Below are 26,148 nucleotides of genomic sequence, written 5' to 3' on the forward strand. Positions count from 1 at the left end.
AGGCGGTGGAGGGGGGTGCAACGAGCACGATGGCGATTGCCTATCGGGTGTCCGATGGGGTTCCGATCATGTGGCGCCCCTCTCCACCACGCTTCGCGTGGTCCTCCTCTCCCGTGAACGGGTGAGGATGAAGAAAGGGACGGCCTCTCAGGGCAGGAACACATCCACGCGCATGCCCTCGCCGGGCTTGCTCTTGATCGAGAGCTGGCCGCGATGGCGGTTGACGATGTGCTTGACGATGGCCAGGCCCAGGCCGGTGCCCTTTTTCTTGCGGCTGGCATCGGCGTCGATGCGGTAGAAGCGCTCGGTCAGGCGCGGCACGTGTTCGGGCTCGACGCCCGGGCCGTGGTCGATGATCGTGACGACGTGCTGGAAGCCCGGCCGGCCGGCCGGGGCCAGGCTGACTTCGACGAACTGACCGCCCGCACCATATTTGATGGCGTTGTCGAGCAGGTTCTCGAAGACTTCATAAAGCTGGCCGCGATCGCCGGTCGTGGTCGAGGGGCCGACAAACAGGTTGATGCGGATCTCGACATCGGCGGCCTTGGCCTGGGTCATCAGGCCCTCGCGCACTTCGCGCAGCAGTGCGGCCAGGTCAATGGTTCCGGTGGGGCGCACATGCTGGTGCATTTCGATGCGCGAGAGGCTGAGCAGATCGTCGATCAGCTTGCTCATGCGTTCGGCCTGGCCGCGCATGATGCCGAGGAATTTTTCGCGCGCCGCCGCATCCCGGGCCGCCGGGCCGAGCAAGGTGTCGATGAAGCCGAGCAGCGAGGCCAGCGGCGTGCGCAGTTCGTGGCTGGCATTGGCGATGAAGTCGGTGCGCAGGGCTTCGACCCGCTTGAGTTCGGTCAGGCTCTGGAAGGTGACGATGAGCTGGCGGTGGTCATCGGCGAACCAGTCGAGGCCTGGCTGACTCAGTGGCGCCACCACGACCTTGTCCCAGGTTTCGGAGGGCACGGTTTCGTGCAGCTCGATGCTGCGCGTCACTCCGGTGCGCATGGCCGCGTCGATCGCCTGCACCAGTTCGGGATTGCGCATGGAAAAGGAGAGCGGATTGCCGGTCGTCACGCCGGGAAACTGGCGGCGCGCGGCGGGATTGGCATGCAGCAGCACGCCGCGCCGGTCCAGCACCAGGCAGGGGTCGATCAGGGCATCGGCAAAGACCGAGACGGTGTTGGCCGGGACGACGACCGGCAGTGGCGCCGGCACGGGCTCGGTCGGCGTCTCCATCGTGACCGGGGTGGCCGGCAGCAGGGCGACACCGGCGACCACCGCCGCAAAGCCGATCACCGCGCCGGCCGGGCTCAGGCCGGCAAACAGCGCCAGCCCGGCAAACACGCCAGCGCAGCCGGCCAGCAGGCCGAGCTGGGCGCGCAGGCGAGACAAGGCGGGGTGGGGGCGGCGGCGCGCGGCGCGGCTGTGGGATTCGTCCATTTGCTTTTGCGATTCAGTCAGTTGCCAAGCCCCTTGCACAAGGGGGCTGCTCTATAGCACGGTGACCATGACAGTGGAGCGACACGCGTGACTGACCCAATTGACGGCTTCGACATTGAAAATCCTGAACTCCCCAAGGCCATCAAGAAGCGCGCCATGGAGTCGGGCGGCTATCCCTATGAGGATAAGCTGGATCGCGACAGCTATGAAGCCCAGATGTATGAGCTACAAAAACAGCTGGTGACGCTGCAGGCGCATCTGGCGGCGACCGGCGAACGCGTGATGATCGTGTTCGAGGGGCGCGATGCCGCCGGCAAGGGTGGCACGATCAAGCGCTATCTGGAAAACCTCAATCCGCGCTATTCCATTATTGCGGCCTTGCCAAAGCCCAATGATCGCGAGCGCACGCAATGGTATTTCCAGCGCTATGTAGACTGGCTGCCGGCGGCGGCCGAGACCGTGCTGTTCGACCGCTCCTGGTACAACCGGGCGGGCGTGGAAAAGGTCATGGGCTTCTGCACGCCCGAACAGACCGAACACTTCCTTGAGGAAGCGCCGGAATTCGAAAAGCGGATCACCCGGGACGGCATCCACCTGTTCAAGTTCTGGCTGTCGATCGGCAGGGAAATGCAGCTCAAGCGCTTCCATGACCGGCGCCACGATCCGCTCAAGATGTGGAAGCTGTCGCCCATTGATCTCGAGGCACTGCCGCGCTGGAACGACTATTCCCTGGCCCGCGACGAGATGATCACGCGGACCCATACCGAGCACGCGCCCTGGACGGTAATCCGTACCAATGACAAGCTGCGCGGCCGCATCACGCTGATCCAGAGCGTGCTGGATCGCCTCGACTATGCCGGCAAGGACAGCAAGGCCATCGGCGAGATCGATCCCAGGCTCTGCTTTACCGGCCCGCAGTTTCTCAAGATGCCCCGGACCGACTAGCTGCGCTCGATGGCGCCCATGCGCTTGCTGGCGGTCGCCCAGGTCAGTTCGGTGGTGCGCGCCAGCACGGCTTCGACCAGGGTCAGCAGGGCGCCATTGGCGTCCCAGGTGCGGCCCATTTCGGTGCGGGCGGGCAGTACCAGCTTGGCGAAACGGCTGACCGGGCTCATCCATTCATCGGTGATCAGCACGATCTGGGCGCGCCGCGTGGCCAGATCGGCGGCCAGCTCCAGCAGCGCCGGGTCGTAGCGGCGCACGTCGAACAGCACGGCGACATCGCCGGATCTGACATCCATCAACTGGTCGGTCCGGGTTGCCGGGCGGCCGTCGAACCGCTGTATGCCGGGGCGGATCAGCCGCAGATGGGCCTCCATATAGCCGGCCAGGAAATCGCTGAAGCGGCCGCCCGCCAGCCAGCAGTGGCGCCGGTCGTCGGCCAGCCGGGCGCAGACCGCTTCAAATTCGGAGGCCGGAATCAAGGCGGCCGTCTCGCGCAGGTTGTCCACGGCCTGGGCAATGAAATGATCGAGGAACTGGGCATCGCCGGCGCCCCGGGCGGCGCCGCTGGCGCTGCGCTGCAACGGCGATTTGGAGCGCTGCTCCATCTCGTCGCGCAGGGCGCGCTGGAAATCGGGATAGGACTTGTAGCCGAGCTGGGCAACGAAACGCAGCACCGTGGCCGAACTGGCGCCCGCCTGAAGAGCAAACTCGGCGACCGGCGCCAGGCCCAGCGTCGGATAGGAGCCCAGGAGCCCGCGCGCCGCACGCTTTTCTGCCGCCGTCAGGCGTTCGATGGCATCGTGAATGCGACCGGCAACCGACTTTCCCTCCATCGTTCCTCCTGAACCAGAGCTTTCAGCATTGACAGTTTTTGCATTTGTGAAACTACTGATACAGAAGTTAACCAATTCTGCGTAGGGGCCAAGTGAGCATTGTCGAACAAAGCCCGGTGCTGGTGACCAATGCGCGCGGGGCGTCGCCCTTCGTCATCGTCTGCGATCATGCCAGCAACCGCATTCCCGACCGCTATGGTGATCTGGGTCTGACAATGACCGAACGGCTCAGCCATATTGCCTGGGATCCCGGCGCGCTGGCGGTGAGCCGGCAACTGGCCGACCTGCTAGACGCCCCGCTGGTGCAATCGACCGTGTCGCGCCTGATCATCGACTGCAATCGCGACCTGGATGCGCCGGACCTGATCTGGACGTTGTCGGAGGCCACGGCCATCGCGGCCAATGAGAATCTGGCCGCCGGCGAACGGCAGTATCGGATCGACCATTACCACCGCCCGTTCCACGCCTCGATCGAGACGCTGCTCGAAGCGCGCCGCCAGGCCGCGCGCGAGACCATCCTGGTCTGCATGCATTCGTTCACGCCGGTCTATCACGGGCTGGCGCGCCCCTGGCCGATCGGGCTGATCCATGGCGTGGACCCGCGCTTTACCGAGGCCGTCTATGACGCGCTGGCGGCGGAAACGCCCGATCTCAATATCGGCTGGAACCAGCCCTATGCGGCGCTCAACGGCGTGACGCTGACGCTCGAAAGACATGGCGATGCGCGCGGGCTCGACGCCACCATGATCGAGATCCGCAATGATGAAATCCTCGAACCGGCGGGGGTGGACCTGTGGTCTGCCCGGCTGGCCCGTTGTCTGCAGGCGGCGCGACTGGCGCGGCAGGGGGCAATGGCCGTGTAGTCAATACCAGGGCATTTTCAAAGGGGGACGTGACTGTGAGTGAAACCAGAAAGGTCGGCAGTGTCGCTTATGCGAAACGCGACAAGAGCTATTTTGAAGAACGCGGCCTGACCCGCTATGCGGGCATCTGGTCACTCTGGGCGCTGGGGGTTGGCGCAGTGATCTCGGGCCATTTTTCGGGCTGGAATTTCGGCTTTGCCACCGGCGGCTGGGGCGGCATGGTGGTGGCAGCCGGCATCATCGCCATCATGTATCTCGGGCTGGTGTTCTGCATCGCCGAAATGAGCCCGGCTCTGCCGCATACCGGCGCGGCCTATTCATTTGCCCGCACCTCGATGGGCCCCTGGGGCGGCTTCATCACCGGCCTGTTCGAGAATGTCGAATATGTGCTGACACCGGCCGTGGTGGTCACCTTCATCTCGGCCTATTTCAGCGCCATTGTCGGGCTGGATACGGCCTACTTGCCGGTGATCTGGGTGGTGTTCTACGGCATTTTCCTGGCGCTCAACGTCTATGGCGTGGCCCTCAGCTTCAAGGTGACGCTGGTGGTGACGCTGGCCTCGCTGGCCGTGCTTGTCGTGTTCTGGATCAGCGCCATTCCCAATATCGATTTCTCGCGCTGGGCGCTCAATATCGCCGCCGACGGCTCCGAACTGCCCGAAGGCGGCGGCGAGCTCTTCCCGTTCGGCTTCAGCGGCGTGCTGGCCACCCTGCCCTTTGCGGTCTGGCTGTTTCTCGCCATCGAGCAATTGCCGCTGGCGGCCGAGGAATCGGTCGACCCCAAGCGCGACATGCCGCGCGGCATCCTGCTGGGCATGGGCACGCTGGTGATCTCGGCCTTCATGATCATGCTGCTCAACCCCTCGGTGGCCGGCGTGGGCGCCTATGCGCTGAGCACCTCGGGTGAACCGCTGCTGGACGGCTTCCGCGCCATCTATGGCACCAGCGGCGCCGTGGTGCTGGGCCTGGTCGCCATGATCGGGCTGATCGCCTCGTTCCACACCATCCTGTTCGCGCAGGGCCGCCAGGTCTATTCGCTCAGCCGGGCGGGCTATTTCCCCTCGGCGCTGTCGGTCACCCACGCCACCCACAAGACGCCGCATATCGCCATGATGGCCGGCGCCGCGCTGGGCCTGACGGTGATGCTGATCATCTGGTTTGCCAATGGCGGCGGCGGCGGCGGGGAGACCCAGCTGGGCGACGACATCATCGGCACCGTGCTGCTCAACATGGCGGTGTTCGGGGCGATGCTGAGCTACATCATGCAGGCGCTCAGCTTCATCCTGCTGCGCCGCAACCAGCCCAATATGGAGCGGCCGTTCCGCTCACCTCTGGGGATTGGCGGCGCCGTCGTCACCATCCTCATCGCGGCGGTAACGCTGTTCTACCAGATGCAGGATCCCAACTTCTTCAAGGGCGTGATCTGGGTGGTGCTGTGGTGCGCAGTGGGCATTGCCTATTTTGCCCTGGTCGGCCGCAACCGGCTGATCCTGTCGCCGGAAGAAGAATTCGCGCTCGAACACAAGGCCTGATTGCAGGCGGGCGCCCGGTGATCCGGGCGCCCATTCTTACAGGGGAGACTGAGCATGACCTATTCGCTGGCCGATCTGGCGGCCGACACTGCCGCAGGCAGCATTGATACCGTGCTCGTCGCCTTTCCCGACATGCAGGGGCGCATGATCGGCAAGCGTTTCCAGGCCGAGTTCTTCCTCGAAGTGGCCGAGGACGAAACCCATGGCTGCGATTACCTCTTGGCCGACGACATCGACATGGAGCCGGTGCCGGGCTATGCCGCCGCCAACTGGGGCAAGGGCTATGGCGACTTCGTCATGAAGCCGGACCTGACGACGCTGATGAAGGCGAGCTGGCTCGAGGGCACCGCCATCGTGCTGTGCGACCTCAGCGACCACCACCATCACGAGCCGATCGCCCATAGCCCGCGCGCCATTCTCAAGGCGCAGATCGAAAGGCTGGCCGCCATGGGCTTCATGGCCAATGCGGCCACCGAACTCGAATTCTACCTGTTCGACGAGGACTACCGAACCATCAGCCAAAAGGGTCACGCCAAGGCGCAGACCGCCGGCGACTATATCCAGGACTACCATATCTTCCAGACCACCAAGGAAGAGGGCGTGATGCGGGCGCTACGCAAGCACCTGCAGGCCTCGGGCATTCCGGTGGAGAGCTCCAAGGGCGAGTGGGGCCCGGGCCAGGAAGAGATCAACGTCAAATATGCCGATGCGCTGACCATGGCCGACCGCCATGTGGTGCTCAAGAACGCCACCAAGGAAATCGCCTGGGCCCAGGGCAAGGCCGTGACCTTCATGGCCAAGTGGGACTATGCCCTGGCCGGCTCCTCGAGCCATATCCACATGTCGCTGGCCAATCTGGACGGCAAACCCATGTTTCCCGACAGCAGCGACGACCGCGGCATGAGCACGCTGATGAAGCAGTTCATGGCCGGCCAGCTGGCCTATGCGCGCGACATCACCTATTTCCTGGCGCCCTATATCAATTCCTACAAGCGCTTCCAGGCGGGCACCTTTGCCCCGACCAAGGCGATCTGGAGCCCGGATAACCGTACCGCCGGCTTCCGCCTCTGCGGCGAGCATTCCAAATCCATCCGTGTCGAGTGCCGCATGGGGGGCGCCGATCTCAATCCCTATCTCGCCATCGCGGCGCTGATCGCCGCCGGCATCAAGGGCATCGAGGACAAGCTCGAACTGCAGCCGGCCTTTGTCGGCGACGCCTATGTCAGCGAACAATTGCCCGAGATCGCCAAGACCCTGCGCGAAGCCACCGACTGGCTGCGGCGCTCGGAAATGCTCAAGTCAGCCTTCGGTGCCGACGTCATCGGCCATTATGTGCACACCGCCGAGTGGGAACAGCTTGAATATGACCGCAGGGTGACCGATTGGGAACTCAAGCGGGGCTTCGAGCGCAGCTAGGTCTCCTTGCTGCCACACAATGTTTGACATACTCGGTGTCACCCCCGGCCCCCGCGCCGGACCGAGCCTGAGCGCTCGGCACAGATCCTGGCCCAGGGCCGGGATGACACCGTGGATTGGAAGAGTCCGGACCCATGACTGACACCGTAAAGATCATCTCCCCTATCGACGGCAGCGTCTATGCCGAGCGCCAGCTGGCCAGCGGCATCGATGTCGAGGCTGCGGTCATCCGCGCGCAGCTGGCGCGGCGCGCCTGGGGCGAGACCACCCTGGCCGAGCGGCAGAAGATCGTCAGCCACATGGTCGATGCCCTGCTGCTGATGAATGACGAGATCGTGCCCGAACTGGCCTGGCAGATGGGCCGGCCGGTCCGCTATGGCGGGGAGAAGCGCGGCGTCCAGGAGCGCTCGCGCTATATGATCGAGCTGGCCAGCAGCGCCCTGGCACCGGCGCAGCTGCCGCCCAAGGCGGGCTTTACCCGCTACATCACCCGCGAGGCCCTCGGCATCGTGCTGGTCATCGCGCCGTGGAACTACCCCTTCCTCACCGCCGTCAATTCCATCGTGCCGGCTCTGGTGGCCGGAAATGCGGTCATGCTCAAGCATGCCAGCCAGACCCTTTTGGCCGGCGAGCGCTTTGCCCTGGCCGCCGAGCAGGCCGGACTGCCCGCCGGCCTGTTCCAGAACCTGGTGCTGGGCCATGCCGATACCGAGGCGCTGATCGGCTCGGGGCAGATCGACCACATCAATTTCACCGGCTCGGTCGAGGGCGGCCGCCGCATCGAAAAGGCCGCGGCGGGCACCTTTGCCACGCTGGGCCTCGAACTGGGCGGCAAGGATCCGGCCTATGTGCGGGCCGATACCAATCTCGACAATGCGATCGAAAACCTGGTCGATGGCTCATTCTTCAATTCGGGCCAGAGCTGCTGCGGCGTCGAGCGCATCTATGTGCATGGCGACGTCTATGATCGCTTCGTCGAGGGTTTCCTCGACACGGCCAGTGGCTGGACGCTGGGCAATCCACTCGATGCCGATACCGTGGTGGGGCCGATGGCGCGCGGCAGCTTTGCCGACCACGTGCGGCAGCAGACCGAAGAAGCGGTGCGCGGCGGCGCCAGTGCCCGTCTCAACACCCGCCACCAGCTCGACGTCGCCGGTTCGCCCTATCTGCCGCCCGAAGTGCTGACCGGGGTCAATCACCAGATGAGCGTGATGCGCGAGGAGAGCTTCGGTCCGGTGGTCGGCATCATGAAGGTGGCCGACGACGCCGAAGCCGTCACCCTGATGAATGACAGCCCCTATGGCCTGACCGCCTCGATCTGGACGCAGGACCTGGACATGGCGGCAAAGCTGGGCGCGCAGGTCGAAACCGGCACGGTGTTCGCCAATCGCTGCGACTATCTCGATCCGGCGCTGGTCTGGACCGGGGTCAAGGACACCGGCAAGGGCGGCAGCCTCAGCGAAATCGGCTACGCCAACCTGACGCAGCCCAAATCCTATCACTTGAAGCAGGTGTGACCCCATGACCAAAGCCAACTGGAACTATCCCACCGCGATCAAGTTCGGTCCCGGCCGCATCGCCGAATTGCCGGAGGCACTCAGGAGTGTCGGCATCAGCAAGCCGCTGCTGGTGACCGATGCGGGCCTGGTCAACCTGCCGGTGACACAGAACACCATCAAGCTGCTCAAGGATGCCGGCTTTGCCGTTGGCGTCTTCGCCGAGGTCAAACCCAACCCGATTGCCGCCAATGTGGCAGCCGGCATCAAGGCGCTGCGCGATGGCGGGCATGACGGCGTCATCGCCTTTGGCGGCGGCTCGGGGCTCGACGCCGGCAAGGTCATCGCCTTCATGGCCGGGCAGATCCGGCCGATGTGGGATTTCGAGGACATTGGCGACTGGTGGACGCGGGCCGATCCCAAGGGCATCCTGCCCATCATTGCCGTGCCGACCACGGCCGGCACCGGTTCGGAAGTGGGCCGCGCCGGGGTGATCACCGACGAGACGACGCATACCAAGAAGGTGATCTTTCATCCTCTGATGATGCCCCGCATCGTCATCGCTGATCCCGAGCTGACGGTGGGCATGCCCCGGTTCATCACCATCGGCACCGGCATGGACGCGCTTGCGCATTGTCTGGAAGCCTATTGCGCCCCCGGCTATCACCCCATGGCCGACGGCATTGCCGTGGAGGGCATTCGCCTGGTCATGGAAAACCTGCCCAAGGTGGCAGCCAATCCCGATGATGTGGAAGCGCGCGGCCACATGATGAGCGCGGCCGCCATGGGCGCCACCGCCTTCCAGAAGGGCCTGGGCGCCATTCATGCCCTCAGCCACCCCGTCGGGGCGCTCTATGACACCCATCACGGCATGACCAATGCGGTCTTCATGCCCTATGTGCTGCTGGTCAATCGCGGCGCCATCGAGACGCGCATTGCCCGGCTGGCGGCCTATCTAGGCCTCGCACCCACCTTCGAGGCGTTCCAGCACGCCGTGATCGGCCTGCGCATGCGGCTCGACGTGCCGCATACCCTGGCCGAGTTCAAGGTCGATGGCGCCCAGCGCGAGCTGATCGCCGACATGGCCATTGTCGATCCCACTGCAGGCGGCAATCCGGTTCAGCTCACCAGGACGCTGGCGCTGGAAATCTTTGACCGGGCAATGACCGGCCGGCTCTAGGCGCCCCCCACCTCACCCCCCCTGAAGGGGGGAGGAGTCAGTTTGGTGTCTGGTGTGAGATAGCGCCCATGAGTGGAGCGGCTCCTCCCCCTTCAGGGGGAGGCCGGGTGGGGGATACCTAGCCAACCAGTTCGCGGATCGTCTCAACGACGCCATCATCGAACAGGCTCTCGAGCTGGGTGACCACGGCGTCGCCAAATTCCTGGTTGTCGGCCAGGTCGGTGCCGAACACTTCGGTCAGGGCCACGAGGCCAATATAGAGCGCCTCGGCATCGTCGCCGGCTTCGGCGGCAATGGCCATCATGCGCATGGCCAGAGGATCGCGGACGTCGATATTGCCGCCCTTCTCGTCAATACCCACGACATAGCGCATCCAGCCAGCGACGCCGAGCGCCAGCCGGTCAAAGCTCTGGCCGGCCTTGAGCCGGTCGCGAATGGTCCCGAGCAGGCGCTGCGGCAGCTTCTGGCTGCCATCCATGGCAATCTGCCAGGTGCGGTGCTGCAAAGCCGGATTGGCGAAGCGCTGTAGCAGTTCATCGCGATAGGCGCCCAGATCGGTGCCGGGCATGTCCAGCGTCGGCATGGCCTCTTCGGTCATCAGGCCGTGGATCAGCTTGAAAAAGGCCGGATCGGCAATGGCCTGGGAGACATATTCATATCCGGCCAGATAGCCGAGATAGGCAATGGTCGAGTGACTGCCATTGAGCATGCGCAGCTTCATCCGCTCGAAGGGCTCGACATCCTTGACCAGTTGCGCGCCGACCGTCTCGAAGGGCGGGCGTCCATGGGGGAACTTGTCCTCGATCACCCACTGGGTGAAGGGCTCGGTCATGATCGGCCAGGCATCGTCCGCCCCGATCAGGCCGGCAATCGTCGCCCTATCGGCATCCGTGGTGGAGGGCACGATGCGGTCGACCATGGTGCCGGGAAAGGCCACATTGGTTTTGACCCACTCGCCCAAAGCGGGGTCGCGCAGGCTGGCAAAGCGGGTGACGATGCGCTGCACGGTCTCGCCATTGGAGGGCAGGTTATCGCAGCTCATGACCGCGAACGGGGCAGTGCCGGCGGCATGGCGGCGCGCCAGCGCCTCGACCAGCATGCCGGGCGCCGATCTCGGTGCGGTCGGGTTGGTCAGGTCATGGGCAATATCGGGATGGCGCTCGTCGAGTTCGCCGGTCGCCGGATCGTGGCAATAGCCCTTCTCTGTCACCGTCAGCGAGACGATGCGGATCTTGGGGTCAGCCATCAGCGCTAGAAGCTCCTCGCGCTGGCTATTGGCGTCGAGCACGTCGATGATCGAGCCGATCACCCGCGGATGGGTGCCCGCGGCGTCGCGCACGGCGATGGTATAGAGGCCGTCCTGCGGCACCAGCGCTTCCTTGGTATCGGGGCGGCGGAGGCTCGCGCCGACAATGGCCCAATCGGGATGGGTCTTGAGCAGGTCGTCGACATAGACCGCCATATGGGCGCGGTGGAAGGCGCCGATGCCCAGATGCACGATACCGGCGGTCAGGGTGCTGCGGTCGTAATCGGGAACAGCCACCCCGGCGGGAATGCTGGCAAGGGTCTTGGCGCTCAGACGCGTCATGGAAATCTCCGGCGAAATAATCTGGCGGCACCATAGTGCCTTCCGATCTTGTATGGAAGATACTGGGTTGCGGCGAAATGGGCTTTACCGGCATAAGCCTTGAGCACGCAAGGAGGCAAGGCTTTGGCACAACAGCGCTTCGTCAGCATCGGTGAATGCATGATCGAAATGAGCGGCGGCGAGGACCGTCAATATCGCCTCGGCTATGCCGGCGATACGCTCAACACGGCCTGGTACATGCGGGCGCTGCTGGGCGACAACTGGTCGGTGGATTATTTCACAGCCTTGGGCGCCGACAAGTATTCGGCCGACATCAAGGCCTTCCTCGAGACCAACCGGATCGGCACCAGCCATATCCGCACCATTCCCGAGCGCCGGCCGGGCCTCTACATGATCCATCAGGCCGATGGTGACCGGCACTTTACCTATTGGCGCGACACCTCGGCGGCCAAGCTGCTCGCCGATGACAAGCAGGCCCTGGCCAAGGCGGTCGAGGGGGCCAGCATGGTCTATTTCTCTGGGATCACCCTGGCCATCCTGGCGCCGCGGGCGCGTGGCAGGCTGCTGGGCGCCATCGTGCGCGCCCGCGACAATGGCGCCAGAATCGCTTTCGACACCAATCTGCGGCCGGCGCTATGGACCAGCCCGCGCGTCATGGCCGGCGTGCTGACGGCCGCTGCCAGCCTTTGCGACATCGTCCTGCCCACCCATACCGACGAGGCGACGCTGTTTGGCGACAGGAATGTCGACGAAACGGCCGATCGATACCTCGAACTGGGCGTGGAAGAAGTGGTGGTCAAGGATGGCTCGGGCGAAGCGCTGATCGCCACCGCGCATGAACGGGTGCGCGTAGCGCCGCTGCCAGACGCCATAGTTGTGGATGCCACCGGGGCGGGCGACAGCTTCAATGGCGCCTATCTGTCGGCGCGACTGGCCGGCAAATCGCTGCAGGAGGCCGCCGAGGCGGCGCATCGCGTTGCCCGGATTGTCATCGGGCAAAAAGGCGCGCTGGTCGATCCCAAACTGGTCTCGCTCTAGCAGGCCCTAGAACACCCGCTCGCCCTGCTCGGCCATATAGGCAATTTCTTCGGACGTACTGGCGCGGCCGAGCGCTGCGTTGCGGAAGGGGAAGCGGCCAAAGCGGGCAATGGTGTCGCGGTGGCCGGTCATGAACTGCTGCAGCTCGGCATCGAAGACGGCAAAGAACCTCACCCCCTCCTCCTGGATCAGCAGCGATTCCGCATGCATGAAGGGCATGTAGAGGAACATGCGGCGCTCCAGTTCGAGCGCCTGGTCGGCGCCGGCGGCAATGGCTTCCTGGGCGAGCACCAGGGCCATCTTGTCCTGGGCGAAGGCCTGGGCCGAGCCGCGATGGAGTTGGCGGGAGAACTGGTCGAGCACGATGATTTCGGCCAGCCGCCCCGCGGGTGACTGGCGCCAGCGCCAGGCCTCGCCCCGGGCCACGGCGGCGTGGGTATCGGCAAAGCCTGCGGCCAAGGCGGCGTCGAACTCGGCCTTGCCGCCGAACCAGTCATCCTTGCCGTGCTGGACAAACCAGAAATTGATGACGTCCTGTGCTTGCTGCATGGAGCCTCCCTGTGGTGGACGATCGCGTGTCAGACGATCAAGGGCGCATCATTGAAGCTGGCGCCGCCGCTGGCAAGCCATGCGCCCTCATCAGGCGCTGACAACCAGGCGAAGGCGGTTGCCGGCGGGATCGCGCGTCTCGATGCCCTGCGCCAGCGGCTCGATGGCGGCGCCGGTCTGGCGCAGGCGGGCCGTGACGGCATCCAGCGTCGCCGCGTCGGGCAGCACGATGGTGAACCAGCGCAGGCCGGCCGATCCGGCAACAGGCTGGGCCGCATTGGCGCCCGACCAGATATTGAAGGCCAGCGTATGCGGCATGTAGTCGAGCCCGACATCGCCCATGCCGAAGGAGCGGATCAGCAGGAAGCCGGCAAAGCCGATCACGTCGCGATAGAAGTCCATGGCCATGTCGAGGTCGGTGACATGGACATGCACATGGCCAATGCGGGTGCCGGCCGGCATGCGCGCGGCCAGGGTGGGGTTCTCACCCAGTTCGGCCAGCAGGCCGTCGAGATCGATGGCTTCGCGGCCGGAATGGGGCTGGCCCTCGGCGGTCACGGCATAGGTCTGGCCCTTGTCGGGGTCGCCCAGCGTCCCGCGCCAGGGCGTTTCGAGGGTGATCTCGATGCCATTGCCGTCGAGATCCCACAGGTAGATCGCCTCCGATACCAGGTGATCGGTGGGCGAAATCCGCACATTGCGCTGCAGCGCCCGCACCGCCATCTGCGCCAGGTCGACCCGGCTGGGGACGTGGATGGCGACGTGATAAAGCCCAAGGCTGCGCGGCACCACCGGCCGAATGGCACCGGTTTCCAGCACGATCAGCGGCTTGCCGCCCGCGCCCAGGGTCATTGCATTGCCCGTCTCGTCGATCAGGTCGAGCCCGACCACGTCCTGCCAGATGGCCAGCGCCCGGGCGCGGTCGGTCACGGCGAGATGGACCGGTCCCAGTGTCGTGGCGAGCGGCAGCAGCGGCGCCGACCTCACATTGGTCTGGACGGATGTATCGATCATGGCGCGCTCCTGGGTGCCGCTGGGCATGGCCCTTACATAGGCTCGCCTGCCCGCGATGAGCAGGTGGCATTGAGCGAACAGTGCGGACGACAGAGTGGCGTGAAACGCACGATGCCAAGGAACCATGCGGCCGGGTCATGGTTGGTCACCCACAAGCTCACGCCAAGAGGACACAGCTCATGCACTTCACCGACAAGGTCGCCCTCATCACCGGCGCCGGTTCCGGCATTGGCAAGGCCACCGCCATGCGGCTGGCCAAAGGCGGGGCGCGCGTTGCCGTACTCAGCCGCACCGCTGAGGAGATCGAGGCGACCCGCGACGCGATTGCCGAAGCCGGCGGCGAGGCCATGGCGGTGACTGCCGACATTGCCGATGCCGCGGCCATGCGGGCGGCGGTGGACAAGATCATCGCCACCTGGGGGCGGCTCGACATCGTGGTGGCCAATGCCGGCATCAATGGCGTCTGGGCGCCAATCGACGACCTGCAGCCGGAGGAATGGGACCAGACCATGGCGGTCAATCTGGGCGGCACCTATCGCACGCTGCACCTGACCGTGCCGCATCTCAAAAAGGCCGGCGGCGCGATCATCATCGTCTCCTCGATCAATGGCACGCGCACCTTTACCAGCGCCGGCGCCACCGCCTATTCCGCCACTAAGGCGGGCCAGGTCGCCATGGCCCAGCAGCTGGCGGTGGAACTGGGGCCGCACGGCATCCGGGTCAATGCGGTCTGTCCCGGCGCGATCGACACGGAAATCGACGACAATACCGAAAAGCGCAATGTCGCGGCGGCAGAGATTCCCGTCGCGTTTCCCCAAGGCGATATTCCGCTGACCGGCGGGAAACCGGGGACGAGCGCCGACGTGGCCGAAGCCATCGCCTTTCTGGCATCGGACGCGGCCAGACACATTACCGGCATGCCGATCTATATCGATGGTGGTCAGTCGCTGCTGCGCTGAACCGGGCGGGACCGCCCGCCGGATTCACCTGCAGCCGATGCATAGGCGATATGCAGCCCAGGCGATTTATTTGATGCTTCACGCAAACTTAAGCGATTCAACCGATCTGTAGTGCGAAGGCTGGCGGCAGAACGCTGCGGTCACTTCCCGGGCACCAGGTTGCATCGCCATGAACTTTAGAAATTTTCCTATTCTACAGAAATTCATTCTGACGGTCCTGCTGATGGGCCTCGTAGCGACGGCCATTGCCGGCATTGCCTGGCGGGAGCTGGGATCACTGAGCGCCACCATGGACCGGGTTGGGGAAAAGGAAGTAGCGGCGCGCGAAGCCATGGACCTGCGCATGGACGTGATCGCCATCAGCCGCATGACCTACCAGCTGGTGCTCAATCCTGCCGGGGTCGCCGATTTCGTCACCCAGGCCGATCGCCGCATGACCGAGATGAAGGCCCGCTTTCCGGTCATCGAGGCCGCCGCCGACGCGACCGAGCTGAGCCAGCTCGAAGCGGTCAAGCCGGTGATGGACGCCTATTTCGAGAAGATCAACGGCATGCTCACCGTGGCAGCAGCGCAGCCCTTCAACCCGGCCGCGCTGGATGCGGCCCTGGCAGAAACGCTGGCGGCGCAGCTGGTGGTCACCGACACGATCAAGGTCTACAGCGCCTATTCGGGCGAACTGATGGCCGGCATGCGCGCCGATGCCGAGGCTTCGGCCTTCACCGCCATGCTGACCCTTGCCATCTCCGCCGCGGTGGGTATCGCCATCGGCCTGACCGTCAGCATGCTGGTGGGCAGCCGAACCATCGTCACTCCGGTGCGCAACCTGACGCAGACCATGAGCGAGCTGGCCGATGGCAAGCTCGATGTCGATATTGCCAATGCCGACGCCAAGGACGAGATCGGCGCCATGGCCCGCGCCGTCGAAGTGTTCCGTCAGAACGCCAAGCGCGTCGCCGCGCTTAGCGCCGAGGAAGCCGCCCACAACATGGCCATCGTCGAGCGCGCCGACATGATGGCCCTGCTGCAGGCCGAACTGGCTGCCGTGATGAAGGCCGCCAGCGCCGGCAATTTCGACCAGCGCGTGCCGACCGACTTCAGCGATGGCGAGCTCAACAGCCTTGCTGCCAGCGTCAATGGCCTGGTCGACACCGTCGATCGCGGCCTGGCCGAAACCGGCACCGTGCTGTCGGCCATCGCCAATACCGACCTGACGCAGCGCGTCACCGGCGACTACCAGGGCGCTTTCGGTGCCCTCAAGAACAATACCAATGCCGTGGCCGAAAAGCTGGCCGATATCGTCGCCCAGCTGCAGGACACCTCGCGGTCGCTCAAGACCGCAACCAGCGAAATCCTGGCCGGCGCCAACGATCTGAGCGAACGCACCACCAAGCAGGCCGCGACGATCGAGGAAACCTCGGCCGCCATGGAAACCCTGGCCGATACCGTGATGAAGAATGCCGAGCGCGCCCAGCAGGCCAATGGCAAGGCCAAGGAAGTCACCATCTCGGCCGAGCAGAGCGGCGAAGTCATGGCCAAGGCCACGGGCGCCATGGAGCGCATCACCACGTCCTCGTCCAAGATTTCCAACATTATCGGCCTGATCGACGACATCGCCTTCCAGACCAACCTGCTGGCGCTGAACGCTTCGGTCGAAGCCGCCCGCGCCGGCGATGCCGGCAAGGGCTTTGCCGTGGTGGCCGTCGAAGTCCGCCGCCTCGCTCAGTCGGCAGCCTCGGCCTCGGCCGACGTCAAGGTGCTGATCGAGCAGTCCGCCAATGAAGTGCGCGATGGCAGCCGTCTCGTGGCCGATGCTGCCGACCGCCTCAATGGCATGCTCGAAGGCGTCCGCGCCAGCTCGACGCTGATGGACGGGATCTCGCGCGACAGCCAGGAGCAGTCGACCGGCATCACCGAAGTCAGCATTGCGGTACGCCAGATGGACGAGATGACCCAGCACAATGCTGCCCTGGTCGAGGAAATGAACGCGGCCATCGAGCAGACCGAGACCCAGGCCACGGAACTCGACATCATCGTCGATATCTTCAAGGTGAGCGACGCCCGCAGCCAGCGCAGCATGGGCCGCGCTGCATAACCAGCGCCGACGGCACCACCGCCGAGAAACCAAAACGCCGGGGCCCTGCCCCGGCGTTTTTCATTATCAGGCCACCATGCCCTTGGTCAGTTCCAGCGCCTGGCGCTCGAACAGGCCGCGATAGATGCCGCCCTTGAGCTTGATCAGCGCCTGGTGATCGCCCTCTTCGACGATGGCGCCCTTGTCAAAGACCAGCAGCCGGTCCAGCGCCCGCACGGTCGACAGGCGGTGGGCGATCACCAAAGTGGTGCGGCCCACCATCAGCCGCTCCATCGCCTCCTGGATCTGCGCCTCGCTTTCGCTGTCGAGGCTCGAGGTCGCCTCGTCCAGGATCAGCAGCCGCGCATCGGCCAGGAAGGCCCGCGCAATCGCGACGCGCTGGCGCTCGCCGCCGGACAGCTTCACCCCGCGCTCGCCCACCATGGTCTCATAGCCCTTGGGCAGACCGGTGATGAAGTGATGCGCATTGGCCTGCGTCGCCGCCAGCTCGATCTCGGCCCGCGTGGCGCCCGGACGGGCATAGGCGATGTTTTCGGCCAGGGTCCGGTGAAACAGGATGGGTTCCTGCTGCACGATGGCGATCTGGCCGCGCAGGCTCGACTGCTGCACCTCGGCAATGTTCTGGCCATCGATGGTGATCGCCCCGGCATTGACGTCATAGAGCCGCTGGATGAGCTTGACGAAGGTCGTCTTGCCCGAACCGGAATGCCCCACCAGGCCGACGCGCTCGCCCGACGCGATGGTGACCGAGAAGTCCTTGTAGAGCGGGGTGGCATGGGCGCCATATTGGAACGTCACGTTGTCGAAGGCGATGGCCCCGTCCGTGATGCGGATCGGGCCGGAACCGGGTTGGTCGTCGATGCCCATGGGCTGTTCACCCAGGGCCACCAGTTCTTCCATGTCGTTGACCGAGCGCTGCAGGTTGCGGATGTGCTGGCCGACATCGCGCAGATAGCCCTGCAGCACGAAGAACATGGTCAGCACAAAGGTGATATCGCCCGGCGTGGCCAGGCCCTGCCGCCAGAGCCATAGCGCCGTGCCCAGAATGGAGGCCTGCATGGCGGCCATCATCAGCCCCTGGGCGCCGCCATTGAGGGTGCCGCGCTGCCACAGCCGGCGCGTGCGCAGGCGCCACTTGCCGACCACCCGCTCGAGAATGGCTTCCTCGCGCTGTTCGGCGCCGAAGGCCTTGACCACCGAATTGCAGCTGACCGCATCAGCCAGGGCGCCGCCCATCCTGGTGTCCCAGGCATTGGCCAGCGTGCCGGCCGGCGCGACAAAGCTCACCGAGAGCCATACCGTCACCCCGACATAGATCAGCGAGCCGAGGCCCACGACCAGGCCCATGACGGGCCAGACCGAACCCAGGATGGCCGTCGCCCCAATCAGCATGACCACCGAGGGCAGCAGCGCCACCAGCAGCGTGTCATTGAGCAGGTCGAGCGCGCCCGAGCCGCGTGTGATCTTGCGCACCGTGGAACCGGCAAAGCTGTTGGCGTGCCAGTCGGTGGAAAAGCGCTGTACCCGATGAAAGGCATCGGCAATGACGTCCTTCATCATGGCCAGCGTGAAGCTGATGATGTTGAAGAACACCAGCTGCCGCAGCACGACGGCGCCCAGATAGAGCGTCACCATCGTGGCGAAAGCGCCCATGGCCGGCCCCCAGAAGGCGTCGTCTATGCCGCTGCCCGAGGCAATGGCGTCGACCATGCGGCCGGCAAAGATCGGGCTGAACGCCTCCGCCAGGGTGGCGGTCAGCACCAGAACGGCGATGAGCGTGGCGCGCCAGGGCTGCTTGGCCCAGTGGCGGAAGGTATAGCCGAGCACGTCGCGGAAGGCGTCGGCCCGGAAATCGAGTTTCTTGCGACTCATAATGGCAGCCCGACTCCGTTCTCCGGCAGTCGGCCCTCAAAAACTTCAGAAATGAAAAGGCACAGCCAGCCAGGCAAAGTGATCGATGAGATCGGGGGGGCTGGGGGAGAAACCGCGACGGCGCGCCTTATGGGCGGACCACGAATGGCAGGGGCCTAGGCCCTGGACGTGCCTGCGGGAAGTTCGATGAATGCCACTGTCATGCAACGCCTCCCTTGCTGGTGATCTGGAGCGGTTCGACGTTTGTAGCGAAAGTGCACGGCCTTGCCAACCGGGTGGCATGCGTCCAGGCACCGAGTGATGTGCGAAAGCCACAGGGGGGCGGCTGGTCGCCCTGTCCCTATCGCGGACGCTGCGTGGCCATCAGGCCGCCGCGGCGTGTGTTTCTGCCGCCGACGCCATGGACGAAAACACCGAGATGGCGCTCGGCCTGATGATGAAATGCGCCGGGGTCTGGGTGACGATATCGCCATCGGTATTGATCGGCATCGGCTCTCTCGTGCGAATATCGAATTCGGTGCTCTTGGCTGTGCGCACCTCATCCCAGACGCCATGCTCGCCGCGGCGGAAGGCGCCGAGCATCAGCCCGAACTTCCAAACACTCTCGAGCTCGAGACTATAGAGGTCGAGGTGCCCGTCCTCGATCGTGGCATCGGCATGAATGACGGTGCCGCCGCCATAATGCACGCCATTGCCGACGGCAATCTGCAGCGTCTTGACCCTGACCGTGCCGATGTCGCTGATGATCTCGGCGCGAAAGGGCTTGGCCTTCAGCAGCACCTTGAGGGCGGCCAGGCCATAGCCCAGCTTGCCCCAGCGCCGCTTGGCCTGAGGCGTCAGGCCGCGCGCCAGATCGACCGAGAGGCCCAGGCTCGCCACGTTGAAGAATGGATGGCCGTTGACCTCACCAAGGTCGACCCGGCTGAGATGGCCGGCCAGGATCACGTCGGCGGCCTTGAACAGGTCGTCCGGAATGCCCAGGGTCCGCGCCAGGTCATTGGCCGTGCCCATCGGCATGATGCCCATGGGCAGGCCGGTCTCCAATATGCCCCTGGCGGCCGAATTGATGGTGCCGTCCCCGCCGCAGACAATCACCAGGTCCGCCTCATGCCGGCGCCGGGCAATGTCGGCCGACACTTCCTCGGGCGCATTGAAGCGCTCGATGATGGCATCGATGCCCCCGGCGCGCAGATGATCGACCACCGGTTCGAGCGCGGCGGTCCCCCGGCGGGCATTGGGATTGACGAGCATGAGGGCACGACGGCGGGCGGGAAGGGCTGACATGGGCGTCCGGAGCTGGTTTGTCTCCGACATGGCCTGTCTGCCGGCCCGGTGCAAGGGGCGACACTATTACCGATTGGTCATGCGGCGCAGGCCGACATGCCCAAGATCACTGCGTCGCCGGGCCTCGGCTGGCGATCACTGCGCGGCGGTGGAACCGGTCAGCTTGCTGTCGCGCGTCATCCACGCGCCATAGGCCAGTGCGGCGATAAACAGCACGAACGGGCTGCTGATCACGACCAGCGCCAAACCCAGATTTGCAACCATCGATCAGACTCCTCTTGCGATGGCTCCGTGCTCGCATGACAGGGGCTTTTCACCATTGATTCAGGTCAAGCAATTTTGCGTTTTGTCCGGGTGGCGCAGCGGTCGCGGCGGGACTAGGCTCCGGCCAACCGATTCAAAGCAAAGGCTTTCGCCCCATGACCATCGATCCCGTCAAGCTCGACAAGCTCGCCCAGGTTGCCATCAAGGTCGGCCTGCAACTGGCCGAGGGCCAGGACCTGATCATGACCGCGCCGATGACCGCCGCCCCCCTGGTGCGCCGCATCACCGAGCACGCCTACAAGGCCGGCGCGGGCCTGGTCACCACAATCTATTCGGACGAGGAAGCCACCCTGGCGCGCTACCAGCATGGCCATGACGCCAGCTTCGACAAGGCCGCCGGCTGGCTCTATTCGGGCATGGCCGAGGCCTTCAAGGGCAATGCGGCCCGCCTGGCCATTGCCGGCGACAATCCGATGATGCTGGCGGGCCAGGACCCCGACAAGGTCAGCCGGGCGCAGCGCGCCAATTCGGCGGCCTATAAGCCGGCTTTACAGCTGATCACCGGCTTTGACATCAACTGGAACATCGTCTCCTATCCCAGCGCCGCCTGGGCGAAACTGGTCTTTCCCGACGACAGTGAAGAGGTCGCGGTCGGCAAGCTGGCCGATGCCATCTTCAAGGCGAGCCGCGTGGATGTCGACGATCCCATTGCCGCCTGGGCCGAGCACAATGCCAATCTCAAGGCGCGCTGGACGTGGCTGAACGGCAAGGCCTTCTCGGCGCTGCACTATACCGGCCCGGGCACCGACCTGACCGTGGGCCTGGCCGATGACCACCGCTGGAAGGGCGGCGCGTCCGAGGCCAAGAACGGCATTACCTGCAACCCCAATATCCCCACCGAGGAAGTGTTCACCACGCCGCACCGGTTGCGCGTGGATGGCCATGTCGCGGCCACCAAGCCGCTGAGCCATAACGGCACGCTGATCGAAGAAATGCAGGCGCGCTTCGAGGGCGGGCGACTGGTCGAACTCAAGGCGTCCAAGGGGCAGGACATCTTCAACAAGGTGCTCGACACCGACGAGGGTGGCCGCCACCTGGGCGAAGTCGCGCTGGTGCCGCACTCCTCGCCGATTTCCGCCTCGGGCGTGCTGTTCTTCAACACGCTCTATGACGAGAACGCGTCCTGCCACATCGCCCAGGGGCAGTGCTATTCGGACTGCTTTGTCGGCGGCAAGGACCTGAGCCAGGCCGAGATCAATGCGCGGGGCGGCAACAGCTCCAATATCCATATTGACTGGATGATCGGCAGCGACAAGATCGACATCGATGGCGTGCATGCCGATGGCAGCGTCGAGCCGGTCATGCGCAAGGGCGAATGGGCCTATTGAGGCCTGCCGACGGCGACAGGTCCGGCCGGCATTGGGCCGGCTGACGATATTACCGGTTGAGTCCCGCGCAGCGGCGTGGGACTCTGCCGGTCAAATGGAGAGTTTATCGTGTCCACTATCAGCGCTGACCGTATTGCCGTTTCGACCTGGTCGCTGCACCGCCTGCTCGGCACCACCTATCCGCATGATCTGACCACGTCCGAAGTCGGGCCGATGCAGGAAACCTATGGCGAAGGCGAAGAGACGCTGCTGGGCCTGCCATCGGTGCTGGCCAATCACGGCTATCACCGGCTCGAAGTGGTTTCGTTCCACCTGCGCAGCCGCGACCCGGTCTATCTGGGCGAATTGCGCGACCAGCTCAAGATTGCCAATGTCACGCTGCAGACCCTGCTGATCGACGCCGGCGATATCAGCCATCCCGAGCATGGCGCCCGCGACCAGGCCTGGATTGCCGGCTGGATCGAGACGGCCAATGAGCTGGGCGCGCAGAATGCGCGGATCATCGCCGGCAAGCAGAAGCCGACGCGCGATGCCCTGGACCGCTCGGTCAAGGCGCTGACCGCGCTGGCCGACGGCAATGCCGGCTCGAGCGTTCGTCTCGTCACCGAGAACTGGTTTGACCTGCTGGCCGAGCCGGCGCATGTGCATTTCCTGCTCGACAAGCTCGATGGCCGCATTGGCCTGCTGGCTGATTTCGGCAATTGGGGCGGCCCGGGCAAATATGCCGACCTGAAGTCGATCTTCAACAGGGCCGAACTGTGCCACGCCAAGGCCAGCTTCATCGATGGCGATCTGGACGAAGCCGATTACGGCCAGTGCGTCGCGCTGGCGGAAGCCGCCGGCTACAAGGGGCCCTATACGCTGATCTTTGACAGCGAGATCCCCAGCGAATGGCATGGCTTGGGCATTGAGCGGGACTTCATCACTTCTGCCGAGGTCTGAGCTCCCTAAGCGAGTTGTTAACGGAACGGTCTCACACTGAGCGGATGCCGTTCCGGTCCTCATCTGCCGTCCTGCCGCTGCACCGCTTCGCGCCGGTGGACGCCATGCTGTTGCGCATCGTCGACCATGCCGCCGTGGGCATGGTGGTGTGCGACATGACGGGCCACGTGGTCTATGCCAACCAGGCGTTTCACGGCATTCTGGGGCATGAGGTTGGTGCCGCGGTTCCCATCCTCGATCTGGTGCATGCGGATGACGAGAGCGCCGGGGCGCAGCAGCTGCAGCGCCTGATGCGCGGCGAGGCCGACGACTATCGCGGCGAGCACCGGTTTTGTCATGCCGACGGAAATCCGATCTGGGTGGCGGTGGCGGCTTCCGTGCTGCGCGACGATGCGCCCGAGGCGCCGCATTACCTGATTGTCCAGCTGACCAGCATCGAACGGCAGAAACAGGCCGAAGCCGCCCTGGCCTATTCGGAGAGCCGCTGGAACTACGCCCTGGAAAGCGCCCGCCAGGGCGTGTGGGATCACGACATCCGCACGGACGCCATGTTCTACTCGCGCATGTGGCGCATCATGCGCGGCATCCCGCCCGACGAGGTGGTGGATGGCGACCAGCAGAAGTGGCTGGCGCGGATCCATCCCGACGACCTCCAGCATGTGCTCGACAATGTCGAGAAGCAGGATCGCGGCGATGCCGACTTCGATGCGCTCGAATATCGCGAGCGCAAGCGCGACGGCAGCTATGTGTGGATCCTCAGCCGCGGCAAGCCGGTGGAGTGGGACGCGTCCGGCCATCCGGTGCGCACGCTGGGCACCGATACCGACATTACCCATCTCAAGACCATCGAGCTGGAGCTGGCGGCGGAAAAGGAACGGTTGCGGGTGACGCTGGAGGCGATTGCCGACGGCATGATCTCGACCGATGCCGAGGGCAATATCGTCTTCATCAATCCGGCCGCCCAGGTGTTGACGGGCTATAGCAGCCAGGCAGCGCTGGGCCGCCCGGTGCGTGACATCTTTGCCCTGTTTGCCGGCGACAGCGGGGAGCGCCAGCCCTGCCCGGTGGCGCAGTGCCTGGCCACCGATACCGCCAGCCATATCGAGGACGACATGGTGCTGATCGGACCGACCGGCATCGAGCGGGAAATCCGCTGCACGGCCTCGCCGGTCAAGACTGCGGGCAATGAGCTGGCTGGTGCGGTGCTGGTGTTCCAGGATGTGACGCAAAGCCGGGCCATGCAGCGCCAGCTCGCCCATTCGGCCAATCACGACGACCTGACCGGCCTGCCCAACCGGGCTGCCTTCGACCGGGCGCTCAATGCGGCGATTGCCGGCACGGCCGGCGGGCAGCACCAGCACTGCCTGCTCTATGTCGATCTGGACCGCTTCAAGCCGGTCAATGATACGGCGGGCCACGCGGCCGGCGACGCCCTGCTGCGCCAGGTGGCGCAGACCATTCGCGGCAGCTGCCGCCAGCACGACCTGGCTGCCCGCATCGGCGGCGACGAATTTGCCGTGCTGCTGCTCGACTGCCCGGCCTCGGGCGGCACGCTGATCGCCGACAAGATCGTGCGGGCGATTGGCGCCCTGCTGTTCGACTGGGCCGGGCAGACCTACCAGATCAGCGCCAGCATCGGCGTCACCGTGGTCACGGCCAAGCCGTCCTCATCGCTGGGCTTCATGGGCGAGGCTGACGCCGCCTGCTACGCCGCCAAGGCCGTGGGCCGCGGCGCGGCCAGGCTGTTCAGCGAGCTCTAGGTCTTTGAGCTGTCGCGTTTTCGAACCGCAAAAGTGAAGACACTTTTGCTCAAGCGCTCTAGTCGAGCGGCTTGAGATCGGCCAGCAGCGTGGGCAGCAGTTCGCTCACCGTGGGATGGATGTGCATGGTTTCCATCATGGTGGTGTAGGGGGTGCCCGCAACCATCAGCTGCAGCAGATTGTGCACCACTTCGTCGCCGCCGATACCCAGAATGGCCGCGCCGAGGATGAGCTTGCTCTCGGCATCCACAAGCACCTTCATCATGCCCTGCGTCTCGCCGCGCTCCTTGGCGCGGCTGACCCGGTCCATGGGCCGCGTCGCCATCAGGGCTTTTTTGCCCGACTGGCGCACCTCGGTCTCGCTCATGCCGATGCGGCCGAGCGGCGGATCGATGAACAGGCCATAGACCGGAACGCGGTTGGCCACCGAGCGCTTGCCGCCATCGATGACATTGTCGGCGACCACCTCGAAGTCGTTGTAGGAGGTATGGGTGAAGGCGCCCCTGCCATTGACGTCGCCCATGGCCCAGATGCCGGGGACATTGGTGCGCAGATGCTCGTCGGTGGTTATATAGCCGCGCTTGTCGGTCTTGACCCCGGCAGCTTCCAGGTTCAGCGCGGCGGTATTGGGCGTGCGGCCCAGGGCGACCAGCAGGTGAGTGCCCTCCACCGAGGCGCGCCGCTCGCCGGTCTTGAGCGAGAGCAGCACGCCGCCACCGGCGCGGGCCACCGATTCCACCGTGGTATCGAACAGGAAAGTGACGCCCTCTGCCTCGATGATCTGGCGGATCCAGGCGGAAATATCCTCGTCCTCGCGCGAAGCGGGCCGCCCGCCGCGCTCGATGACCGTCACCTTGGCGCCGAAGCGGGCATACATTTGGGCGAATTCGAGCCCGATATAGCTGGCGCCGACGATGACCAGATGGCCCGGCAGGGTATCGAGGTTCATCATGGTGGTATTGGTCAGGAAGGGCACGCTGCGCAGACCCGGCCAATCGGGCACGCTGGCGGCGGCACCGGTATTGATGAAGATCTGCGGCGCCGTCACGGTGCGGCTGCCGACCTTGACCGCAGTGGGCGAGACGAAGCTGCCCTCGCCCTCGATATAGTCGATCGCGTCGATGCCGCCGATCCACTCGGTCAAGCTGCGCACCGAGGCGCCAACCACCGCATCCTTGCGGGCCTTGACGGCCTTCATGTCGACGCTGACCGGGCCCTTGACCACCACGCCGAAATCACCGGCATGGCGGGCGGCCCAGGCGGCGCGGGCGCTGGCGACCAGCGTCTTGGTGGGGGTGCAGCCGTCATTGACGCAGGTGCCGCCCAGATGCTCGCGCTCGATCAGCGCGACGGTCTTGCTGGCCGAGGCCAGGCGCGCCGCCAGAAAGGGCCCCGACTGGCCGGCACCGATGATGATGGCATCAAACTGGTCTGACATGGCTGGTCCCCGTGTAATGGCAACAGCTTAGGGGGGAGGGGGTTGGCGCGCTAGATAAAAGGTGGGTCAGCCCCATCGGGGCAGAATGTTCGGACGGCTTTCCTCTCCCGTTTACGGGAGAGGGGGACCACGCGCAGCGTGGTGGAGAGGGGGGGCAGCATGCGCCGGCCTGCCGGGTCAAGGCGGGACACGTCAGAGCATTGCACTCGTGGCGCCCCCCTCCACCGCCCGACGGGCGGTCCCCCTCCCCCGCAGGCG

At 65.1% G+C, this 26,148-nt stretch carries 21 protein-coding genes; 12 read left to right on the top strand and 9 right to left on the bottom strand.

The window, feature by feature from the left end:
* Positions 1 to 147 precede the first annotated feature (147 nt).
* Positions 148 to 1,437: an ATP-binding protein gene (locus AC4NN3_RS13495; RefSeq protein ID WP_491927611.1), complete on the bottom strand. Its 1,290-nt coding sequence runs from the start codon at positions 1,435 to 1,437 to the stop codon at positions 148 to 150.
* An 87-nt stretch (positions 1,438 to 1,524) separates the two neighbouring features.
* On the opposite strand from AC4NN3_RS13495, the gene ppk2 reads away from it, so the two are divergent.
* Entirely contained in the window at positions 1,525 to 2,382 is an 858-nt protein-coding gene (gene ppk2, locus AC4NN3_RS13500) for a polyphosphate kinase 2 (RefSeq protein WP_491927612.1), read from the top strand.
* Here the strand turns inward: ppk2 and AC4NN3_RS13505 are convergent.
* The gene (locus AC4NN3_RS13505) at positions 2,379 to 3,215 is read right to left on the bottom strand and encodes a MurR/RpiR family transcriptional regulator (protein ID WP_491927613.1); all 837 of its coding nucleotides are present in this window, start codon (positions 3,213 to 3,215) and stop codon (positions 2,379 to 2,381) included. The two genes, ppk2 and AC4NN3_RS13505, sit on opposite strands and share 4 nt — an antisense overlap.
* 92 nt (positions 3,216 to 3,307) lie before the next feature.
* Between AC4NN3_RS13505 and AC4NN3_RS13510 the strand changes: the two genes are divergently transcribed.
* From AC4NN3_RS13510 to AC4NN3_RS13530, 5 genes are all read left to right on the top strand, one after another.
* Entirely contained in the window at positions 3,308 to 4,078 is a 771-nt protein-coding gene (locus tag AC4NN3_RS13510; protein ID WP_491927614.1) for an N-formylglutamate amidohydrolase, read from the top strand.
* A gap of 35 nt (positions 4,079 to 4,113) precedes the next feature.
* Complete coding sequence (locus AC4NN3_RS13515) at positions 4,114 to 5,610, top strand: amino acid permease (protein WP_491927615.1); 1,497 nt, start codon at positions 4,114 to 4,116, stop codon at positions 5,608 to 5,610.
* Positions 5,611 to 5,664: 54 nt separating this feature from the next.
* Positions 5,665 to 7,026, top strand: coding sequence for a glutamine synthetase family protein (locus AC4NN3_RS13520; protein WP_193337005.1), 1,362 nt, complete (start codon positions 5,665 to 5,667; stop codon positions 7,024 to 7,026).
* A 134-nt stretch (positions 7,027 to 7,160) separates the two neighbouring features.
* On the top strand, positions 7,161 to 8,543 hold the full coding sequence (locus tag AC4NN3_RS13525) for an aldehyde dehydrogenase family protein (protein WP_491927616.1): 1,383 nt from the start codon (positions 7,161 to 7,163) through the stop codon (positions 8,541 to 8,543).
* A 4-nt stretch (positions 8,544 to 8,547) separates the two neighbouring features.
* Positions 8,548 to 9,702 (top strand): iron-containing alcohol dehydrogenase, encoded by a 1,155-nt coding sequence (locus tag AC4NN3_RS13530; protein ID WP_491927617.1) that lies wholly within the window; start codon positions 8,548 to 8,550, stop codon positions 9,700 to 9,702.
* 118 nt (positions 9,703 to 9,820) lie between these two features.
* Here the strand turns inward: AC4NN3_RS13530 and AC4NN3_RS13535 are convergent, their stop codons facing one another.
* Positions 9,821 to 11,290: a mannitol dehydrogenase family protein gene (locus AC4NN3_RS13535; protein ID WP_491927618.1), complete on the bottom strand. Its 1,470-nt coding sequence runs from the start codon at positions 11,288 to 11,290 to the stop codon at positions 9,821 to 9,823.
* Between the two features lie 99 nt (positions 11,291 to 11,389).
* On the opposite strand from AC4NN3_RS13535, the gene AC4NN3_RS13540 reads away from it, so the two are divergent.
* On the top strand, positions 11,390 to 12,328 hold the full coding sequence (locus AC4NN3_RS13540; RefSeq protein WP_491927619.1) for a sugar kinase: 939 nt from the start codon (positions 11,390 to 11,392) through the stop codon (positions 12,326 to 12,328).
* 6 nt (positions 12,329 to 12,334) lie between these two features.
* Here the strand turns inward: AC4NN3_RS13540 and AC4NN3_RS13545 are convergent, their stop codons facing one another.
* On the bottom strand, positions 12,335 to 12,877 hold the full coding sequence (locus tag AC4NN3_RS13545; protein ID WP_491927620.1) for a DUF924 family protein: 543 nt from the start codon (positions 12,875 to 12,877) through the stop codon (positions 12,335 to 12,337).
* Positions 12,878 to 12,967: 90 nt separating this feature from the next.
* Complete coding sequence (locus tag AC4NN3_RS13550) at positions 12,968 to 13,891, bottom strand: VOC family protein (RefSeq protein WP_491927621.1); 924 nt, start codon at positions 13,889 to 13,891, stop codon at positions 12,968 to 12,970.
* Between the two features lie 179 nt (positions 13,892 to 14,070).
* Here AC4NN3_RS13550 and AC4NN3_RS13555 point away from each other — a divergent pair, with 179 nt between their 5' ends.
* Positions 14,071 to 14,850 carry an SDR family oxidoreductase gene (locus AC4NN3_RS13555; protein ID WP_491927622.1) on the top strand — a complete coding sequence of 260 codons (780 nt, stop codon included), beginning with the start codon at positions 14,071 to 14,073 and terminating at the stop codon, positions 14,848 to 14,850.
* A 169-nt stretch (positions 14,851 to 15,019) separates the two neighbouring features.
* Entirely contained in the window at positions 15,020 to 16,942 is a 1,923-nt protein-coding gene (locus AC4NN3_RS13560) for a methyl-accepting chemotaxis protein (RefSeq protein ID WP_491927623.1), read from the top strand.
* A 66-nt stretch (positions 16,943 to 17,008) separates the two neighbouring features.
* Here the strand turns inward: AC4NN3_RS13560 and AC4NN3_RS13565 are convergent, their stop codons facing one another.
* From AC4NN3_RS13565 to AC4NN3_RS13575, 3 genes are all read right to left on the bottom strand, one after another.
* The gene (locus AC4NN3_RS13565; RefSeq protein WP_491927624.1) at positions 17,009 to 18,814 is read right to left on the bottom strand and encodes an ABC transporter ATP-binding protein; all 1,806 of its coding nucleotides are present in this window, start codon (positions 18,812 to 18,814) and stop codon (positions 17,009 to 17,011) included.
* Between the two features lie 363 nt (positions 18,815 to 19,177).
* Entirely contained in the window at positions 19,178 to 20,098 is a 921-nt protein-coding gene (locus tag AC4NN3_RS13570; protein ID WP_491927625.1) for a lipid kinase, read from the bottom strand.
* 135 nt (positions 20,099 to 20,233) lie between these two features.
* Positions 20,234 to 20,362, bottom strand: a complete 129-nt coding sequence (locus tag AC4NN3_RS13575; RefSeq protein WP_269802202.1) for a hypothetical protein — start codon at positions 20,360 to 20,362, stop codon at positions 20,234 to 20,236.
* Positions 20,363 to 20,517: 155 nt separating this feature from the next.
* Here AC4NN3_RS13575 and AC4NN3_RS13580 point away from each other — a divergent pair, with 155 nt between their 5' ends.
* The 3 genes from AC4NN3_RS13580 to AC4NN3_RS13590 all read left to right on the top strand — a co-directional run bounded on the left by AC4NN3_RS13580 (position 20,518) and on the right by AC4NN3_RS13590 (position 24,452).
* Positions 20,518 to 21,750, top strand: a complete 1,233-nt coding sequence (locus AC4NN3_RS13580) for an aminopeptidase (protein ID WP_491927626.1) — start codon at positions 20,518 to 20,520, stop codon at positions 21,748 to 21,750.
* A gap of 108 nt (positions 21,751 to 21,858) precedes the next feature.
* Entirely contained in the window at positions 21,859 to 22,692 is an 834-nt protein-coding gene (locus tag AC4NN3_RS13585) for a sugar phosphate isomerase/epimerase family protein (RefSeq protein ID WP_491927627.1), read from the top strand.
* A 44-nt stretch (positions 22,693 to 22,736) separates the two neighbouring features.
* Positions 22,737 to 24,452, top strand: a complete 1,716-nt coding sequence (locus tag AC4NN3_RS13590; protein ID WP_491927628.1) for a diguanylate cyclase domain-containing protein — start codon at positions 22,737 to 22,739, stop codon at positions 24,450 to 24,452.
* A gap of 58 nt (positions 24,453 to 24,510) precedes the next feature.
* Here the strand turns inward: AC4NN3_RS13590 and AC4NN3_RS13595 are convergent, their stop codons facing one another.
* Positions 24,511 to 25,890, bottom strand: coding sequence for an FAD-containing oxidoreductase (locus AC4NN3_RS13595; RefSeq protein WP_491927629.1), 1,380 nt, complete (start codon positions 25,888 to 25,890; stop codon positions 24,511 to 24,513).
* Positions 25,891 to 26,148: the final 258 nt, after the last annotated feature.

Source organism: Devosia sp. MDV22-iso42 (assembly GCF_058629155.1).

Coding starts and splice junctions, on each gene's coding strand:
- AC4NN3_RS13535 (WP_491927618.1), bottom strand. CDS start 11,290: ATGACGCGTCTGAGCGCCAAGACCCTTGCCAGCATTCCCGCCGGGGTG.
- AC4NN3_RS13525 (WP_491927616.1), top strand. CDS start 7,161: ATGACTGACACCGTAAAGATCATCTCCCCTATCGACGGCAGCGTCTAT.
- AC4NN3_RS13555 (WP_491927622.1), top strand. CDS start 14,071: ATGCACTTCACCGACAAGGTCGCCCTCATCACCGGCGCCGGTTCCGGC.
- AC4NN3_RS13560 (WP_491927623.1), top strand. CDS start 15,020: ATGAACTTTAGAAATTTTCCTATTCTACAGAAATTCATTCTGACGGTC.
- AC4NN3_RS13595 (WP_491927629.1), bottom strand. CDS start 25,890: ATGTCAGACCAGTTTGATGCCATCATCATCGGTGCCGGCCAGTCGGGG.
- AC4NN3_RS13590 (WP_491927628.1), top strand. CDS start 22,737: ATGCCGTTCCGGTCCTCATCTGCCGTCCTGCCGCTGCACCGCTTCGCG.
- AC4NN3_RS13530 (WP_491927617.1), top strand. CDS start 8,548: ATGACCAAAGCCAACTGGAACTATCCCACCGCGATCAAGTTCGGTCCC.
- AC4NN3_RS13495 (WP_491927611.1), bottom strand. CDS start 1,437: ATGGACGAATCCCACAGCCGCGCCGCGCGCCGCCGCCCCCACCCCGCC.
- AC4NN3_RS13565 (WP_491927624.1), bottom strand. CDS start 18,814: ATGAGTCGCAAGAAACTCGATTTCCGGGCCGACGCCTTCCGCGACGTG.
- AC4NN3_RS13575 (WP_269802202.1), bottom strand. CDS start 20,362: ATGGTTGCAAATCTGGGTTTGGCGCTGGTCGTGATCAGCAGCCCGTTC.
- AC4NN3_RS13580 (WP_491927626.1), top strand. CDS start 20,518: ATGACCATCGATCCCGTCAAGCTCGACAAGCTCGCCCAGGTTGCCATC.
- AC4NN3_RS13505 (WP_491927613.1), bottom strand. CDS start 3,215: ATGGAGGGAAAGTCGGTTGCCGGTCGCATTCACGATGCCATCGAACGC.
- AC4NN3_RS13545 (WP_491927620.1), bottom strand. CDS start 12,877: ATGCAGCAAGCACAGGACGTCATCAATTTCTGGTTTGTCCAGCACGGC.
- AC4NN3_RS13520 (WP_193337005.1), top strand. CDS start 5,665: ATGACCTATTCGCTGGCCGATCTGGCGGCCGACACTGCCGCAGGCAGC.
- AC4NN3_RS13570 (WP_491927625.1), bottom strand. CDS start 20,098: ATGTCAGCCCTTCCCGCCCGCCGTCGTGCCCTCATGCTCGTCAATCCC.
- AC4NN3_RS13550 (WP_491927621.1), bottom strand. CDS start 13,891: ATGATCGATACATCCGTCCAGACCAATGTGAGGTCGGCGCCGCTGCTG.